Here is a 15,224-nt window from a genome sequence, read left to right on the forward strand (position 1 = left end):
TTGGGAGGGGGGATGCCTCATGACGTCAGCCTGATTGCGTTGCTCGCGGCCGGTTTCGGTCTCGCGATGATTTTCGGTTACCTCGCGTCGCTGCTGAAAATGCCGCCGCTCGTCGGCTATCTGCTCGCCGGGATCGTGATCGGCCCCGGCACGCCCGGCTTCGTCGGCGACCTGTCGCTCGCGCAGCAACTCGCCGAAGTCGGCGTGATGCTGTTGATGTTCGGCGTCGGCCTGCATTTCTCGCTCGGCGATCTGCTCGCGGTGCGCAAGATCGCGCTGCCGGGCGCCATCGTGCAGATCACCGTCGCGACGCTGCTCGGCGGCGGGCTGGCGCTCACCTGGGGCTGGAGCCTCGGTGCGGCGCTCGTGTTCGGGCTGGCGCTGTCGGTCGCGAGCACTGTCGTGCTGCTGCGCGCGCTCGAGGGGCGCGGGCTCGTCGAGACGGTCAACGGGCGCATCGCGGTCGGCTGGCTGGTCGTCGAGGATCTCGTGATGGTGCTCGTGCTGGTGCTGCTGCCGCCGGTGGCGGGGCTGCTCGGCGGCACGCCGCCCGGCGACGCGCAGGCGGCCGGCGGCAGCGTGTGGGGCACGCTCGGCGTCACGATGCTGAAGGTCGCCGCGTTCATCGCGCTGATGCTGGTGGTCGGCAAGCGCGTGTTCCCGCGCATTCTGTGGCTCGTCGCGCGCACGGGCTCGCGCGAGCTGTTCACGCTGTGCATGATCGCGGCCGCGGTCGGCATCGCGTTCGGCGCCGCGAAGCTGTTCGACGTGTCGTTCGCGCTCGGCGCCTTCTTCGCCGGGATGATGATGCGCGAATCGGAATTCAGCCGGCGCGCGGCCGACGAAACGCTGCCGCTGCGCGATGCGTTCTCGGTGCTGTTCTTCATCTCGGTCGGCATGCTGTTCGACCCGAAGGTGCTGCTCGACGAGCCGCTGCACGTGATCGAGGTCGCGGGCATCGTGCTGATCGGCAAGACGCTCGCGGCCGTCGCGCTCGTGATCGCGTTCCGCTATCCGCTGAATACCGCGCTGACGGTGGGGGCCGGCCTCGCGCAGATCGGCGAATTCTCGTTCATCCTCGCGGGGCTCGGCCGCGCGCTCGGGCTGCTATCGGCCGAGGGGCAGAGCCTGATTCTCGCGGTCGCGCTGATCTCGATCGCGATGAATACGCTGCTGTTCGCGATGATCGATCCGGCGCTCGCATGGATCCGCAAGCATTCGGCGTTCGCGCGCAAGCTCGAGGCGCGCGACGATCCGCTCGCCGCGCTGCCGATGTCGACGCCGCAGACGCACCTGACCGGGCAGGTCGTGATCGTCGGCTATGGCAAGGTCGGCACGCGGATCGCGCATGCGCTGGACGAGCGCTCGATTGCGTATGTCGTCGTCGAGCAGAATCGCGAGCTCGTCGAGAAGCTGCGCGCGGACGGCATCGCGGCCGTGTCGGGCGACGCGATCGAGCCGATCGTGCTCGTGCAGGCGCATATCGCCCGCGCCGGGATGCTGGTCGTCACGCTGCCCGACGTATTCGACGTGCGGCAGATCGTCGAGATCTCGCGCACGCTCAACCCGACGCTCGAGGTCGTGCTCTGCACGAACAGCGGCGACGAGGCCGCGCTGCTGTCGAACGAGGGTATCGGCACCGTGTTCATGGGCGAGACCGAACTCGCGCGCGGGATGACCGAGCACGTGCTCGGCCGGATGGCGAAGCCGGTCGCGGCCGCGCATTGACGGCGCGCGGCGGCGCGCCTGGCTTCGTCAGCCTGCGGCGGCCACTTTCGCGGGCGCGGGGCGGGTGGACTGCGCGGCCGTCGTTGCCGGCGCCGCCGGTTTCGGCGCCGCGACCGTCTTCTGCGGCGCGCCGGCCTTCGCCGGCGCATTCTCTTCCGGTTCGACCGGTGCATCGGGCGGCACGCCGAGCAACTGCAGCGCGCCGCTCGTGACCGACGCGAACACCGGGCCGGCCACCGTGCCGCCGTAGTAGCCCTTGCCGCGCGGCTCGTCGATCATCACCGCGACGATCAGGCGCGGGTTGCTCATCGGCGCCATCCCCGCGAACAGCGCGCGGTACTTGCCCTTCGCGTAGCTCGCGCCGACCTGCTTGCGCGCGGTACCCGTCTTGCCGCCGATCCGGTAGCCGTCGACGCGCGCGCGGCGCCCCGTGCCGCCTTCACCCACCGCCATCTCGAGCATCGAGCGGATCGCGGCGGCCGTTTGCGGCGACGTCACGCGGTGGCCGCGGTGCGCGTCGATCGTCTGCTGGTCGGTGCCGTTCTTCAGCAGCGACACCGGATGCAGCGTGCCGTCGCCCGCATAGGCGGTGTAGGTCTGCGCGATCTGCAGCAGCGACATCGAAAGCCCGTAGCCGTACGCCATCGTCGCCTGCTCGATCGGCCGCCAGCGCTTGTAGCCGCGCAGCCGGCCCGACGCGACGCCGGGGAACGTCAGTTCCGGCGCGCGGCCGATCCCGTATTCCTGGTATTTGTTCCAGATCGTTTCGGCGGGCAGGTTCAGCGCGAGTTTCGCGAGCGCGACGTTGCTCGACTTCTGCAGCGCCTGCGACACCGTCAGCGGCCCGTGGTTCGACGTGTCGTGGATCACGGCCGGGCCGATCTTGTAGGTGCCCGGCGACGTGTTGATGATCGTGTTCGGCGTGACCTTGCGCTCGTCGATCGACAGCGCGACGACGAGCGGCTTGATCGTCGAGCCCGGTTCGAACGTGTCCACCACCGCGCGGTTGCGCAATTGCTGGCCGGTGAGGCGGGCGCGATCGTTCGGGTCGAAGGTCGGATAGTTCGCGAGCGCGAGAATCTCGCCGTTCTGCGCGTCGAGTACGACGACGCTGCCGGCCACCGCGTTGTTTTCGATCACGGCCGCCTTGAGCTGGCTGAAGGCGAGCTGCTGGATGCGGCGGTCGATCGTCAGTTCGATCGTCGCGCCGTGCTGCGCGGGCACGAGCGGGCGCGTGTCCGACACGATGCGGCCGAGCCGGTCGCGAATCACCTCGCGCTGGCCGGACGTGCCTTGCAGGCGCGCGTTCGCCGCCAGCTCGACGCCTTCCTGGCCCTTGTCCTCGACGTTCGTGAAGCCGACCACGTGCGCGGCCGATTCGCCTTCCGGGTAGAAACGCTTCGAATCGGCGATCTGCGTGATGCCGTCGATCGCGAGCTTGTCGAGCCGGCTCGCGGTATCCGCATCGACCTGCCGCTTGAGCAGCACGAACGTCTTGTCGTTGCCGAGACGCCGCTTCACCTCGACGAGCGGCATGTCGAGCAGCTTCGCGATCTGCGGATAATCGGTGTCGGCGACCTGTTTCGGGTTCGCCCAGATTTCATAGGTCGACAGGCTGACCGCGAGCATCGCGCCGTTGCGGTCGACGATGCGCCCGCGCATCGCGTCGAGCTCGATCGTGCGCTGGTAACGCTTCTGGCCCTGGCCGACGTAGAAATCCTGGTTCGCGACCTGCACCCAGAAAGCGCGGGCGATCAACGCGGCGAACGCGAGGAACACGACGACCACGATCAGCCGGGAGCGCCACATCGGAAGCCGCGACGCGAGCATCGGATTCTTGGTCGCCGCGGCGTACGGATCGGCGGGGTGGGTCTTTTTTTTCACGCTCATGCAAAGGCCGGGTCGGGCCGCCGGACGGCGGCGGGTCAGTCTGAATAATGCGATTGTAATAAATGAGTAAACAACGTGTGGGGAAAGTATGTTCCGGCCCCGCAAAAAGGCGAATGGTAGGTGATCCCGAGAATGGAGCGAAAAGGGGGCAGGGCGGCGCCGTAACGGAATGCGGCGGCGGCTGCGGCGGGGAAACACGGACGATTCGCCGTGCGCCGAGGCGGGGCACGGGGTGACCGGCATCGATCGATCGCGATTGCCCCGCACGCGATCAATTGCCCGTGTTCCGGTTATTTCTTTAATCTCGAAAATGAAAAGCGCCTCGAGCCGAGGCGCCATTCATGCTGAATATCGAAATGAATATCGTGGATGTCGGAATAAACCCGAAAACCGCAGACGATTCAGGTCAATAATACCTATCGGGCCACGGAAATAAATTCGCGGTATTCCGGCTGGGTCGTGCAGGTATCGACCGCCTGCAGCCGCCAAGCGCCTGCGGGATGCTCGCCGGCGAGCACGGCGGGGCCCTGTTCGCGCCGCATCGCGTCGAACGACAGCCCCTTCAATTGACAGACGGCATTGCCGCTGTCGGCCGCGCAGAGCGCCATCGAGCCCTGCACGTCGCGGACCTTGCCCCAGGTCGGAAGGTCGATGCCCTGATGTGCCTCGCGCGACCACAGTCCCTCGTCGGTATCGACCCACAAGACCGCGAAGGAATGCCGGGTTGCCGATTCGCTGCCATTAATCCGAATGGTGAGGCGCATTGGATCCGCTCCTGAAAAGTTGAAACGTTCGACCGATTTGACTTGAACAGTCTAGATAGACTGGTGTGAAACGCAAGTGATAAACCGCAATAAATCCGTATTGCGTCCATTTCGGTTTCAGATGAAAGGACGTCTGACGATGCATGGTCATTCCCGATGCGTCAGCACACACGGGCGATAGCGGCGATCGCGGCGCCCGGCCGGACACGCGCGGCGGTCAAGAGATGGGATGACGGGGCGGCCGCCCGCGTCGATCTGTCGCGCGCCGGCCGCGTTCGAATCGGGGCCGCCCGGCGCCGTCGGGCACCGCCCGAACACAGCCGCACCGAACGTTTCAGCGTTCCGACGCGGCGGCCGGCACGACACACTCCGACAATCGCGTACAAATCTGCACACTTTCACGAAACTTTCGGGACAGACTTGCACGCGTTCGAGCCCCACACTGGGCACTTCCCGATCCCATGCGCGGACGCCCGTCCGCGCCGGCTGCCGCCGCCTCGTGCCAGCGCGCGATCGACGCGATCGCAGGGCGTCCGCCCGATCGGGAGCCGCCGGGGCGCGCGTCAGCCCCGGCCCGGCCGCTGAGCCGTGCGCCGGCCCGCAACCGCGGGCGCCGCGCCGCCCGGCCGATTCTTCGAAGGAGACTATCGTGCTGATCTGGAAAACCGCGTTGTCGCTCAACTGGCGCACGAGCCTCGTGTCGCCGGCCAGCGCGCCGGTCGCGGCGGCGAACGTCGGCCGGCTCGTGCTGACCGGCGCCACGGGCTTCATCGGCAGTACCGTGCTGACGGCGCTCGTCAATGCAGGGCTGCTCGAACGCGTGGTGTGCGTCGTGCGCGCGCAGGACCGCGGCCATGCGGTCGCGCGGCTGCGTGAAGCCGCGCTGCGCGCGGGGCTCGCGCCGTACTGGGCATCGCGCCTGACCGAAGCGAACGTGATCGTCGGCGCGCTCGGCGACGTGTGGCACGGCGCCGACGCGCCGCGCCTGGCCGGCGCGACGCACGTGATTCACTGCGCGGGCCACGCATCGCCGGCCGACGGCGCGCACCTGCAGGCCGACATCGCCGATGCGGTGCGCTTCGCCGAACGCTTTGCGCGCGCGCCGCGCCTGCAGCGCTTCGTGTACGTCGGCACGGCCTACGCGCACGCGGGCCGCGGCGGGATCGTGCAGGAGGAAGCGGAACGCGCCGCGGGCAACGATGCCGCGCCGGGCGCTGAAGGCCTGCCGGGTGCGGTGCTCGCGGCCGACTACCTGCACGCGAAGGCGCAAACGGAGCAGCGCCTGCGCGCGCTCGGGCTGCCGCTCGTCGTCGTGCGGCCGTCGCACGTGGTCGGCCACACGGTGCTCGGCACGCGGCCCGCGCCGAATTCGTTCTGGATGTTCCGGCTCGCGCATGCGGCGCGCCGCTTCACCGCGCGGCCGATGACGCGCATCGACATCGTGTCGGTGGACGACGTGGCGCGCGCGACGATGCTGCTGGCCGTCAAGCCGACGCTCGCGCATGACGTCTATCACGTGTCGGCCGGCGACGAGGCGCCGCAGGTCGCGCAGATCGTGCGCGCGATGGACGAGGCGGCGGGAATGACCGGGGCGCCGCGCTACGCGGCATGCGCGCCGGCCGAACTGCCGCTCGTCGTGCGCGACGTGCTCGGGCGCCGCGATCCGGCCCTGGAGCGCGTGATCGGCCGGGCGCTGCAGCGCTGCGGGGAATTCGCGACGGTCGATCGCGTATTCGACAATCGCCGCGTGCGCGATGAAATCGATTTCGAACCGTTGCCGTTCATCGATTACGTCGAGGAGTGCATGCGCACGTCGCGCGGCGTGGCCGTGACCGAACTGATGCGCGGCGCGTTCCACTGATCGTCCGCGCCGCACCGGCGCCCGTTCCCGCAGGCCGCGGAAGCGGGCGCCGCCGTCACGCGTCGCTGCCGAGCTCGATGAGCCGGTCGAGCGCGCGGTAGATGTCCTCGAGGCCGTCCTCGCCGAACCGCGACTCGAGTTGCCGGTATTGCTCGTCGATGCGCGGACCGATTTCCGTCACCAGTTTCCTGCTTTGCGGCGTCAGGCTGACCAGCAGCCGGCGCTGATCCTCCTGCGCGCGCGTGCGCGTGATCAGGCCGTCGCGCTCCATCCGTTCCAGCACGCCGGTCAGGCTCGGGCTCAGGATGCAGCAGCGTTTCGCGATCTGCCCGGCTTCGAGCGCCTGCGCCGGTTCGCCGTCGAGCACGCGGATGATCCGCCATTGCTGTTCGGTCAGCGAGAATTCCTTGAGAATGGGGCGAAACAGACCCATCAGCGTTTCGCGGGCCTCGAGCAGCAGCATGGCCAGGTTGCGATGGTCGAGCGTACGGTTCATCGGGGTGGGCAGAGGTCGGGGACGCATCAATCTTAACAGCCGAAGCTGATGAATTTCGCGTATCAGGGTAATCGAGGTTGCCAGCGCACGATTGTTTACTTAAGATATTAACTATTGACGATGCGCCGCGACGCGCGGCAGGGGAACGACGCATGGAGCTGTCTTGCACGAACGCCGCGGCGCCGCCGTTGCCGGTCGCCATCGGTACCGTCTACGGCGCGTTGCTCAACGAGCGCGCGGCGCTCGACGCGCTCGGCGACGCCGTGAACGCGCCGCCTTACGGCCGCCCGCCGCAGGCGCCGATCCTGTACATCAAATCCGCCAACACGCATGCGGCCGACGGCGCCGCCGTCGTCGTGCCGGCCGGCGTCGACGCGCTGGAGATCGGCGCATCGGTGGCCGTCGTGTTCGCGCGGCGTGCGACGCGCGTGCCGGCCGCGCAGGCGCTCGACTACGTGCACGGCTTCACGCTCGCGAGCGACGTGTCGGTGCCGCATCCCGACTACTACCGTCCGGCCGTGCGCTTCAAGTGCCGTGACGGCTTCTGCCCGCTCGGCCCGGCGATCGTGCCGGCCGCCGCGCTCGCCGATGTCGACGCGATCGGCCTGACGGTGCGGATCGACGGCGCGGTGGCCGCGGCCGCGTCGACCGCGACGCTGATTCGCCCGGTGCGCGCGCTGATCGCCGACGTGACGGCCTTCATGTCGTTCGACGCGGGCGACGTGCTGCTGCTCGGCGTCGCGGGCGGCGCACCGCGTGCCCGCGCGGGCAGCACGATCGAGATCGCCGCGGCCGGCATCGGCACGTTGCGGCATACGCTGATGGCGGAGGAAGCACGATGAAGACGGCGCGCGTGATCTACAACGGCGCACTCCACGCGGCCGAACCGGCCGGCGACGGCGCGATCCGCCTCGATACGGGGCGCGTGGTGGCCGAGGACGCGGTGGCATGGCTGCCGCCCGTCGCGCCCCGCACGACGTTCGCGCTCGGGCTGAACTATGCGGACCACGCGAAGGAACTCGCGTTCAACGCACCGAGCGAACCGCTGATTTTCCTGAAGGGGCCGAACACGTTCATCGGCCACCGGTCGCTGACCGTGCGCCCGGCGGACGCCGCGCACATGCACTACGAGTGCGAACTGGCCGTCGTGATCGGCCGGCCCGCGCGCCACGTGAGCCGCGCGCAGGCGATCGACTACGTGGCCGGCTATACGGTCGCGAACGACTACGCGATCCGCGACTATCTCGAGAACTACTACCGGCCGAACCTGCGCGTGAAGAACCGCGACACCTGCACGCCGCTCGGGCCGTGGTTCGTCAGCCGCGACGAGATCGGCGACGCGGGCGACCTCACGCTGCGCACGACGGTGAACGGCCGCGAGACGCAGCGCGGCAGCACGCGCGACATGGTGTTCGACGTGCCGGCGCTGATCGAGCACATCAGCAGCTTCATGACGCTCTCGCCGGGCGACCTGATCCTGACCGGCACGCCCGAGGGGCTGGCCGACACGAAGCCGGGCGACGAGGTCGTGACCGAAATCGAAGGGATCGGCCGGCTCGTGAACACGATCGTCGGCGAAGCGGACTACTATCGCGCCGGCTGAGGCCGTCGCCCAAGGAAGGAGAGCACATGACCATCAAGCACTGGATCGGCGGCCGCGAAGTGGAGAGCCGCGACACCTTCACGACGCTGAACCCGGCGACGGGTGAAGTCATCACCGACGTCGCGTCGGGCGGCGAGGCCGAGGTCGGCGCGGCCGTGCGCGCGGCGAAGGAAGCGTTCCCGAAATGGGCGAACACGCCGGCGAAGGAGCGCGCGAAGCTGATGCGCAGGCTCGGCGAGCTGATCGAGAAGAACGTGCCGATGCTCGCCGCGCTGGAGACGCAGGACACCGGCCTGCCGATCGCGCAGACGAGCAAGCAGCTGATTCCGCGCGCGTCCGAGAACTTCAACTTCTTCGCCGAAGTATGCGTGCAGATGAACGGCCGCACTTATCCGGTCGACGACCAGATGCTGAACTACACGCTGTACCAGCCGGTCGGCGTATGCGCGCTGGTGTCGCCGTGGAACGTGCCGTTCATGACGGCCACGTGGAAGACGGCGCCGTGCCTCGCGCTCGGCAACACGGCCGTGCTGAAGATGTCGGAGCTGTCGCCGCTGACGGCCGACCAGCTCGGCCGGCTCGCGCTCGAAGCCGGCATCCCGCCGGGCGTGCTGAACGTCGTGCAGGGTTACGGCGCGACGGCCGGCGACGCGCTCGTGCGCCATCCGGACGTGCGCGCGGTGTCGTTTACCGGCGGTACCGTCACCGGCAAGCGGATCATGGAGCGCGCGGGCCTCAAGAAGTATTCGATGGAGCTTGGCGGCAAGTCGCCGGTGCTGATCTTCGACGACGCCGATTTCGACCGCGCGCTCGACGCGTCGCTGTTCACGATCTTCTCGATCAACGGCGAACGCTGCACTGCCGGCTCGCGGATCTTCGTGCAGCGCACGATCTACGACCGCTTCGTGCAGGAATTCGCACGCCGCGCGAACAACCTGGTGGTCGGCGATCCAGCGGATCCGGGCACGAATCTCGGCGCGATGATCACGCGCCAGCACTGGGAAAAGGTGACGGGCTACATCCGCATCGGCGAGCAGGAAGGCGCGCGCGTGGTCGCGGGCGGCGCCGACAAGCCGGCCGGGCTGCCCGACCATCTGCGCAACGGCAACTTCGTGCGGCCGACCGTATTCGCCGACGTCGACAACCGGATGCGCATCGCGCAGGAAGAGATCTTCGGGCCGGTCGCGTGCGTCATCCCGTTCGAGGACGAAGACGAAGGGCTGCGGCTCGCGAACGACACGTCGTACGGCCTCGCGTCGTACATCTGGACGCAGGACGTCGGCAAGGTGCATCGGCTCGCGCGCGGCATCGAGGCCGGGATGGTGTTCGTGAACAGCCAGAACGTGCGCGACCTGCGCCAGCCGTTCGGCGGCGTGAAGGAATCGGGCACCGGGCGCGAGGGCGGCGAGTACAGTTTCGAGGTGTTCGCGGAGATCAAGAACGTGTGCATTTCGATGGGTTCGCATCACATTCCGCGCTGGGGCGTGTGACGGAAGCGGGTGGTGTCGCCGCAAGAACGAACGATTCCTTGGCCTGCACGCCGGCCAAGCATGGGGCCGGAGTAACCGCTAAAGCGCTAACTCCGGCCGACTGGGAGACTTGAACGATGGGCAAACTGTCCCTCGCCGCGAAGATCACGCACGTGCCGTCGATGTACCTGTCGGAACTGCCCGGCAAGCATCACGGCTGCCGTGAAGCGGCGATCCGCGGCCACCGGCTGATCGGCGAGCGCTGCCGCGCGCTCGGCGTCGATACGATCGTCGTGTCGGACGTGCACTGGCTCGTCAACGCGGGCTATCACGTGAACTGCAATGCGCGGTTCGCCGGCACCTATACGAGCAACGAGCTGCCGCATTTCATCCGCGACATGCAGTACGCGTACCCGGGCAACCCGGCGCTCGGCCGGCTGATCGCCGAAACCGCCACCGAGCGCGGCATCGCGACGCGCGCGCACGAGATCGACAGCCTCGAACTCGAGTACGGCACGCTCGTGCCGATGCGCTACATGAATGGCGACCAGCACTTCAAGGTCGTGTCGATCGCCGGCTGGTGCATGTGGCATCAACTCGACGAGAGCCGGCGCTTCGGCGAGGCGCTGCTCGAAGCGATCGAGAAGAGCGATTCGAACGTCGCGTTCCTCGCGAGCGGTTCGCTGTCGCACCGCTTCAACGACAACGGCAGCCCCGAGGAATCGATCCACCAGATCAGTCGCGAATTCTTCCGGCAGGTCGACCTGCGCGTGGTCGAACTGTGGAAGCAGGGCGATTTCAGGACGTTTTGCGCGATGCTGCCCGAGTACAACGTGCATTGCCACGGCGAAGGCGGCATGCACGACACCGCGATGCTGCTCGGGCTGCTCGGCTGGGATCGCTACGACAAGCCCGTCGAGATCGTCACCGACTATTTCGCGAGCTCGGGCACCGGGCAGATCAACGCGATCTTCCCGCTGCCCTGAGCATTGCCGCGCACCACGACTTCGAATCCGACCGGAGACTTGCCATGCCACACATCGTCGTCGAATACACCGCGAACATCCGCGACGACGCACGCATTCCCGCGCTGCTGCGCACGATCAACGCGACGCTCATCGCGCAGGGCGGCGTGTTCCCGACCGGCGGCATTCGTTCGCGCGCGATCGAGCTGCACGACTACTGCATCGCCGACGGCGCGGAGGACGACGCGTTCGTCCACGTGACACTGAAGATCGGCGCGGGCCGCAGCGACGAAACGAAGCAAGCCGCATGCGACACGCTGTTCGACGCGATCAAGGCCCATTTCGCCGAGCTGTACGCGAAGCGTTATCTTGCTCTGTCGATGGAATTGATCGAGTTCAGCGAAAGCGGCTCGTACAAGCACAACAACATTCACGCCCGCTACAAGCGGGCCGGCTGAAACCCATTTTCGATCCGACCATGCTCGAACCCGCCATCATCGACCAGCTCGCGCACCGTCTGCACGACGCCGAGCGCGCGCGCACGCAGATCCGCCAGATCTCGCTCGACCATCCCGACATCACGATCGACGACGCGTATGCGATCCAGCGCGCGTGGGTGACGCTCAAGCTCGCGGAAGGCCGCACGCTGAAGGGGCACAAGATCGGCCTCACGTCGAAGGCGATGCAGAACACGTCGCAGATCGACGAGCCCGACTACGGCGCGCTGCTCGACGACATGTTCTTCGAGGACGGCGGCACGATACCGACCGGCCGCTTCATCGTGCCGCGTGTGGAAGTCGAACTCGCATTCGTGCTCGGCAAGCGGCTCACCGGCCCGAACTGCACGATCTTCGACGTGTACGACGCGGTCGATTACGTCGTGCCGGCGCTCGAGATCATCGACGCGCGCAGCCAGTCGATCGACCCCGATACGAAGCGGCCGCGCAAGGTGTTCGACACGATCGCCGACAACGCGGCGAACGCGGGCGTGGTGATCGGCGGCCGGCCGGTGCGCCCGCGGGACGTCGATTTGCGCTGGGTCGCGGCGATCATGTCGCGCAACGGCGTGGTCGAGGAAACCGGTGTCGCGGCCGGCGTGCTGAACCATCCGGCGAATGGCGTCGCGTGGCTCGCGAACAGGCTGTCGCGTTTCGACGTCGCGCTGGAGCCCGGGCAGATCGTGCTCGGCGGGTCGTTTACGCGGCCCTGCGCGGCGCGTGCGGGCGATACGTTCAGCGTCGACTACGGCCCGCTCGGGACGATCCAGTGCTACTTCGAGTGAGGTGAGCGAACGATGCGGATTCCGTCGAATATCTTCAAGGCCGCGCTCGCGCGCGGCGACGCGCAGATCGGCCTGTGGCTCGGCCTCGCGAATCCCTACAGCGCGGAAGTGGTCGCGGGCGCCGGTTTCGACTGGCTGCTGATCGACGGCGAGCATGCACCGAACACGGTGCCGACGATCCTCGCGCAACTGCAGGCGATCGCGCCGTATCCGTCGCATCCGGTCGTGCGCGTGCCGTGGAACGATCCGGTGATCGTCAAGCAGGTGCTCGATCTCGGCGCGCAAACGCTGCTCGTGCCGATGGTGCAGAACGCGGACGAGGCGCGTGCGGCGGTGGCCGCGACCCGTTATCCGCCGCACGGAATCCGCGGCGTCGGCAGCGCGCTCGCGCGCGCATCGCGGTGGAATCGCGTCGGCGAGTACCTGCATCGCGCGAACGACGAGATGGCCGTGCTCGTGCAGGTCGAGACGCGGGCCGGGCTCGACGCGATCGATGCGATTGCGCGGGTCGACGGTGTCGATGGCGTGTTCATTGGCCCGGCCGATCTGGCCGCCGATCTCGGGCATCTCGGCAATCCAGGCCACCCCGATGTGCAGGCCGCGATCGACGGCGCGATCCGCGCGATCAAGGCGGCCGGCAAGGCGCCGGGCATCCTGAGCGCGGATGAAGCGGCCGCGCGGCGCTATCTGGAAGCGAGCGCGTTGTTCGTCGCGGTCGGTGTCGATACGACGCTGCTGGCGAGGAGCGCGGAGCGGCTTGCGGCGCAGTTCAAGAAGGGCGGCGACGCCGCCGCGAAGAAGGGCGACGGCACGTATTGACGCGGCGGCGGGCGGTTGTTGTCTGCCGCCCGCCGGATTTTCGCCGTGCGGCTTCATGCGCGCGCATGAAGCCGCTATCCCTGCGCCTGGCTTCCTCCCGCCAAATATCTCCCCGGCGTCGTCCCCAGCGCGCGCCGGAACATGTCGATGAACGCGCTCACGTTGTCGTATCCGAGATCGAGCGCGATCGTCGTCACCGGCACGCCGTCGGCGATGCGTTCCAGCGCCCGCAGCAGCCTCGCTTGCTGACGCCATTGCGCGAACGTCAGCCCGGTTTCGGCGACGAAGCGGCGGCTCATCGTCCGTGCGCCGATGCCGGCCCATTCGGCCCATTCCTCCAGCCGCCGGTCGTTCGCGAGATCCGCGGCCAGCGCATCGGTGATCTTCACGAGCCGCGGGTCCCGCGGTCGCACCAGCCCCAGCGCCTCGGCTTCCGATGCCGCGATTTCATCGAGGATCACGTCGGCGATCCGTGTCTGCGCGGCATCCAGTTCGGAATCGCCCCAGCTCGCCGCGCGCTGCACGGCCTCGTGCAGCAGCGGCGTCGTGCGGATCGCACGCGGCGTGGCCGGCAGCGCCGCGCAGCGCGCTTCGGCGACGAACGCCGACCAGCCGGAAATCGGCCCGAACGAGCGCAGCGAATGCCGGCAGTGCGGCGGGATCCAGATCGCGTGGATCGCGGGCACGACCCACTCCTGATCGTCGAGGCCGATCGTCACGAGCCCGCTCAGCGCGCCGACGAGCTGGCCGCGCGCATGCGAATGGGGCGCGGTGATACGGGGGGCGCGTTGCGACAGGGCGGCGGCGACCACGAACGGGCCGTCGTCGGACGTGACGAAGCGGGCGGGCAGAAGCGGATCGGACATGGCCGGATATCGGTATCGAATGGCCGTTATACCGGAGAACGGCCGGATTTGCACGCCTACACTGCGTCCATCGATGACAACCGGAGTACGACGCGATGCGAGCCGAACAAATGCTTCCCGACCATGCCAACCAGATCGATGCCGGCGGAACGACGATCCGCAAGGGCACGGTTGGCGCTTTTCTGGTCAATGCCCGTGTGTTGACCGATCCGAATGCCGCGCCGGCGGACAGGGCGCGCGCGGAGGCCGATGCGATCGATGCGCTGCCCGCGCTGCGCGCGCTCGGCCTGTTCGACGTGCTGGAAGTGCGCGATCCCGCGCTGCGCGCGTGGCTCGACGCCCGGTAAAGATCCACCGTCCAGATTGAAGGAACCACCATGAAAGCAGCAGTTGTTGAAGGCGCTGGACAGCGCCCGGTTTATACCGAGTTCGAACCGCCGCGCGCGATGCCGGGCCACAGCCTGATCGACGTGACGGCGTCCGCGCTGAGCCGCATCGCACAGGGGCGCGCGGCCGGCACGCATTACTCGTCGGATCGACGCTATCCGTTCGTCGTCGGTGTCGACGGCGTGGGGCGTCTCGACGACGGTCGGCGCGTCTACTTCTTCGGCGCCCCCGTGCCGTTCGGCGCGATGGCCGAACGCACGATCGTGCCCGATACGCAGTGCGTGCCGCTGCCGGACACGCTTGACGATGTCACCGCCGCGGCGATCGCGATTCCGGGGATGTCGTCGTGGGCGGCGCTGACCGAACGCGCGCGGTTCGTCGCGGGCGAGACGGTGCTCGTCAACGGTGCAACGGGTACGTCCGGGCGGCTCGCGGTGCGAATCGCGAAGCATCTCGGTGCGGCGAAGGTGATCGCGACGGGCCGCAACGCGGCCGCGTTGCAGGCGTTGCTGAAGGCCGGCGCGGATGCTGTCGTGTCGCTGCAGCAGGACGACGCCGATCTGGCGCGGGCGCTCGAACCGCATTTCCGTGCGGGCGTGGATGTCGTGCTCGATTATCTGTGGGGCGCCAGCGCGCAGACACTGCTGGGCGCGGCCGCGAAAGCGACACCCGGCGGCCGGCGGCTGCGTTTCGTGCAGATCGGCTCGATCGGCGGCGCGGACTTGCCGGTGCCCGGCGCCGTGCTGCGGGCGACCGCGATCGAACTGATGGGCAGCGGTCTGGGCAGCGTGCCGTTGCCGGGCTTGCTGGGTGCTATCCGTGGTGTGTTTGATGCCGCCGCGCCGGCGGGCCTGACGATCGACACGCGCACGGTGCCGCTGTCGGCTGTCGGCGAGCACTGGGGCGATACGAGCAGCGCCGTGCGTTTGGTGTTCACGATGCGTGGTGACTGAACGGCGACGAGCGGGCCGCGGTCGTCACTCTGTACGCGGAAGGACCAGAAGCCGGGTGACGGCGCGTATTGACTGATATCGAGGTTCGGCGGTCTTATAAGGGCTCTATCGATTTTCGTTTATTGCGATTTTCGTTTATTT

The 15,224-nt window shown here is 68.1% G+C and carries 15 protein-coding genes; 11 read left to right on the forward strand and 4 right to left on the reverse strand.

Annotated features, from left to right (window positions below; genetic code table 11):
- The first annotated feature begins 12 nt into the window (after positions 1-12).
- A complete protein-coding gene (locus KPB06_RS27635) occupies positions 13-1,728 on the forward strand; it encodes a cation:proton antiporter domain-containing protein (protein WP_059574609.1) in 1,716 nt (571 codons plus the stop codon).
- Between the two features lie 27 nt (positions 1,729-1,755).
- On the opposite strand, the gene KPB06_RS27640 is transcribed toward KPB06_RS27635, so the two are convergent.
- Together KPB06_RS27640 and KPB06_RS27645 are read right to left on the reverse strand one after the other, a co-directional pair.
- On the reverse strand, positions 1,756-3,618 hold the full coding sequence (locus tag KPB06_RS27640; RefSeq protein WP_275905877.1) for a peptidoglycan D,D-transpeptidase FtsI family protein: 1,863 nt from the start codon (positions 3,616-3,618) through the stop codon (positions 1,756-1,758).
- 416 nt (positions 3,619-4,034) lie between these two features.
- A complete protein-coding gene (locus KPB06_RS27645; RefSeq protein ID WP_275905876.1) occupies positions 4,035-4,382 on the reverse strand; it encodes a DUF3564 family protein in 348 nt (115 codons plus the stop codon).
- Positions 4,383-5,031: 649 nt separating this feature from the next.
- Between KPB06_RS27645 and KPB06_RS27650 the strand changes: the two genes are divergently transcribed.
- Positions 5,032-6,243 (forward strand): SDR family oxidoreductase, encoded by a 1,212-nt coding sequence (locus KPB06_RS27650; protein ID WP_059574603.1) that lies wholly within the window; start codon positions 5,032-5,034, stop codon positions 6,241-6,243.
- A gap of 55 nt (positions 6,244-6,298) precedes the next feature.
- Here KPB06_RS27650 and hpaR read toward each other — a convergent pair whose 3' ends face one another.
- Positions 6,299-6,739, reverse strand: coding sequence for a homoprotocatechuate degradation operon regulator HpaR (gene hpaR, locus KPB06_RS27655; RefSeq protein WP_059574601.1), 441 nt, complete (start codon positions 6,737-6,739; stop codon positions 6,299-6,301).
- A 152-nt stretch (positions 6,740-6,891) separates the two neighbouring features.
- Here hpaR and KPB06_RS27660 point away from each other — a divergent pair, with 152 nt between their 5' ends.
- From KPB06_RS27660 to hpaI, 7 genes are all read left to right on the forward strand, one after another.
- On the forward strand, positions 6,892-7,581 hold the full coding sequence (locus KPB06_RS27660; RefSeq protein ID WP_099317378.1) for a fumarylacetoacetate hydrolase family protein: 690 nt from the start codon (positions 6,892-6,894) through the stop codon (positions 7,579-7,581).
- Positions 7,578-8,342 (forward strand): fumarylacetoacetate hydrolase family protein, encoded by a 765-nt coding sequence (locus tag KPB06_RS27665; protein ID WP_089465553.1) that lies wholly within the window; start codon positions 7,578-7,580, stop codon positions 8,340-8,342. The genes KPB06_RS27660 and KPB06_RS27665 overlap by 4 nt, the downstream gene beginning before the upstream one ends.
- 26 nt (positions 8,343-8,368) lie before the next feature.
- On the forward strand, positions 8,369-9,832 hold the full coding sequence (gene hpaE, locus KPB06_RS27670) for a 5-carboxymethyl-2-hydroxymuconate semialdehyde dehydrogenase (RefSeq protein ID WP_124658091.1): 1,464 nt from the start codon (positions 8,369-8,371) through the stop codon (positions 9,830-9,832).
- Positions 9,833-9,948: 116 nt separating this feature from the next.
- The gene (gene hpaD / locus KPB06_RS27675) at positions 9,949-10,797 is read left to right on the forward strand and encodes a 3,4-dihydroxyphenylacetate 2,3-dioxygenase (protein ID WP_275905875.1); all 849 of its coding nucleotides are present in this window, start codon (positions 9,949-9,951) and stop codon (positions 10,795-10,797) included.
- A 44-nt stretch (positions 10,798-10,841) separates the two neighbouring features.
- Entirely contained in the window at positions 10,842-11,234 is a 393-nt protein-coding gene (locus KPB06_RS27680; protein ID WP_275905874.1) for a 5-carboxymethyl-2-hydroxymuconate Delta-isomerase, read from the forward strand.
- 20 nt (positions 11,235-11,254) lie between these two features.
- The gene (gene hpaH / locus KPB06_RS27685; RefSeq protein WP_059574589.1) at positions 11,255-12,058 is read left to right on the forward strand and encodes a 2-oxo-hept-4-ene-1,7-dioate hydratase; all 804 of its coding nucleotides are present in this window, start codon (positions 11,255-11,257) and stop codon (positions 12,056-12,058) included.
- A 12-nt stretch (positions 12,059-12,070) separates the two neighbouring features.
- Complete coding sequence (hpaI, locus tag KPB06_RS27690; protein WP_275905873.1) at positions 12,071-12,877, forward strand: 4-hydroxy-2-oxoheptanedioate aldolase; 807 nt, start codon at positions 12,071-12,073, stop codon at positions 12,875-12,877.
- Between the two features lie 74 nt (positions 12,878-12,951).
- On the opposite strand, the gene KPB06_RS27695 is transcribed toward hpaI, so the two are convergent.
- A complete protein-coding gene (locus tag KPB06_RS27695) occupies positions 12,952-13,743 on the reverse strand; it encodes an AraC family transcriptional regulator (RefSeq protein ID WP_059574585.1) in 792 nt (263 codons plus the stop codon).
- 95 nt (positions 13,744-13,838) lie between these two features.
- Here KPB06_RS27695 and KPB06_RS27700 point away from each other — a divergent pair, with 95 nt between their 5' ends.
- Both KPB06_RS27700 and KPB06_RS27705 read left to right on the forward strand, forming a co-directional pair.
- Complete coding sequence (locus KPB06_RS27700) at positions 13,839-14,090, forward strand: hypothetical protein (protein ID WP_059574583.1); 252 nt, start codon at positions 13,839-13,841, stop codon at positions 14,088-14,090.
- A 30-nt stretch (positions 14,091-14,120) separates the two neighbouring features.
- Positions 14,121-15,083, forward strand: coding sequence for a quinone oxidoreductase family protein (locus KPB06_RS27705; RefSeq protein ID WP_059574581.1), 963 nt, complete (start codon positions 14,121-14,123; stop codon positions 15,081-15,083).
- The last annotated feature ends 141 nt before the right edge of the window (positions 15,084-15,224 follow it).

The sequence above is a fragment of the Burkholderia semiarida genome (assembly GCF_029268935.1).
Lineage (GTDB): Bacteria > Pseudomonadota > Gammaproteobacteria > Burkholderiales > Burkholderiaceae > Burkholderia > Burkholderia semiarida.

Bases quoted from the DNA above. Each gene is read 5' to 3' on its own strand.
- KPB06_RS27665 (WP_089465553.1), top strand. From the start codon at position 7,578: ATGAAGACGGCGCGCGTGATCTACAACGGCGCACTCCACGCGGCCGAA.
- hpaE (WP_124658091.1), top strand. From the start codon at position 8,369: ATGACCATCAAGCACTGGATCGGCGGCCGCGAAGTGGAGAGCCGCGAC.
- hpaR (WP_059574601.1), bottom strand. From the start codon at position 6,739: ATGAACCGTACGCTCGACCATCGCAACCTGGCCATGCTGCTGCTCGAG.
- hpaH (WP_059574589.1), top strand. From the start codon at position 11,255: ATGCTCGAACCCGCCATCATCGACCAGCTCGCGCACCGTCTGCACGAC.
- KPB06_RS27660 (WP_099317378.1), top strand. From the start codon at position 6,892: ATGGAGCTGTCTTGCACGAACGCCGCGGCGCCGCCGTTGCCGGTCGCC.
- KPB06_RS27635 (WP_059574609.1), top strand. From the start codon at position 13: ATGCCTCATGACGTCAGCCTGATTGCGTTGCTCGCGGCCGGTTTCGGT.
- hpaI (WP_275905873.1), top strand. From the start codon at position 12,071: ATGCGGATTCCGTCGAATATCTTCAAGGCCGCGCTCGCGCGCGGCGAC.
- KPB06_RS27680 (WP_275905874.1), top strand. From the start codon at position 10,842: ATGCCACACATCGTCGTCGAATACACCGCGAACATCCGCGACGACGCA.
- hpaD (WP_275905875.1), top strand. From the start codon at position 9,949: ATGGGCAAACTGTCCCTCGCCGCGAAGATCACGCACGTGCCGTCGATG.
- KPB06_RS27705 (WP_059574581.1), top strand. From the start codon at position 14,121: ATGAAAGCAGCAGTTGTTGAAGGCGCTGGACAGCGCCCGGTTTATACC.
- KPB06_RS27645 (WP_275905876.1), bottom strand. From the start codon at position 4,382: ATGCGCCTCACCATTCGGATTAATGGCAGCGAATCGGCAACCCGGCAT.
- KPB06_RS27640 (WP_275905877.1), bottom strand. From the start codon at position 3,618: ATGAGCGTGAAAAAAAAGACCCACCCCGCCGATCCGTACGCCGCGGCG.
- KPB06_RS27695 (WP_059574585.1), bottom strand. From the start codon at position 13,743: ATGTCCGATCCGCTTCTGCCCGCCCGCTTCGTCACGTCCGACGACGGC.
- KPB06_RS27700 (WP_059574583.1), top strand. From the start codon at position 13,839: ATGCGAGCCGAACAAATGCTTCCCGACCATGCCAACCAGATCGATGCC.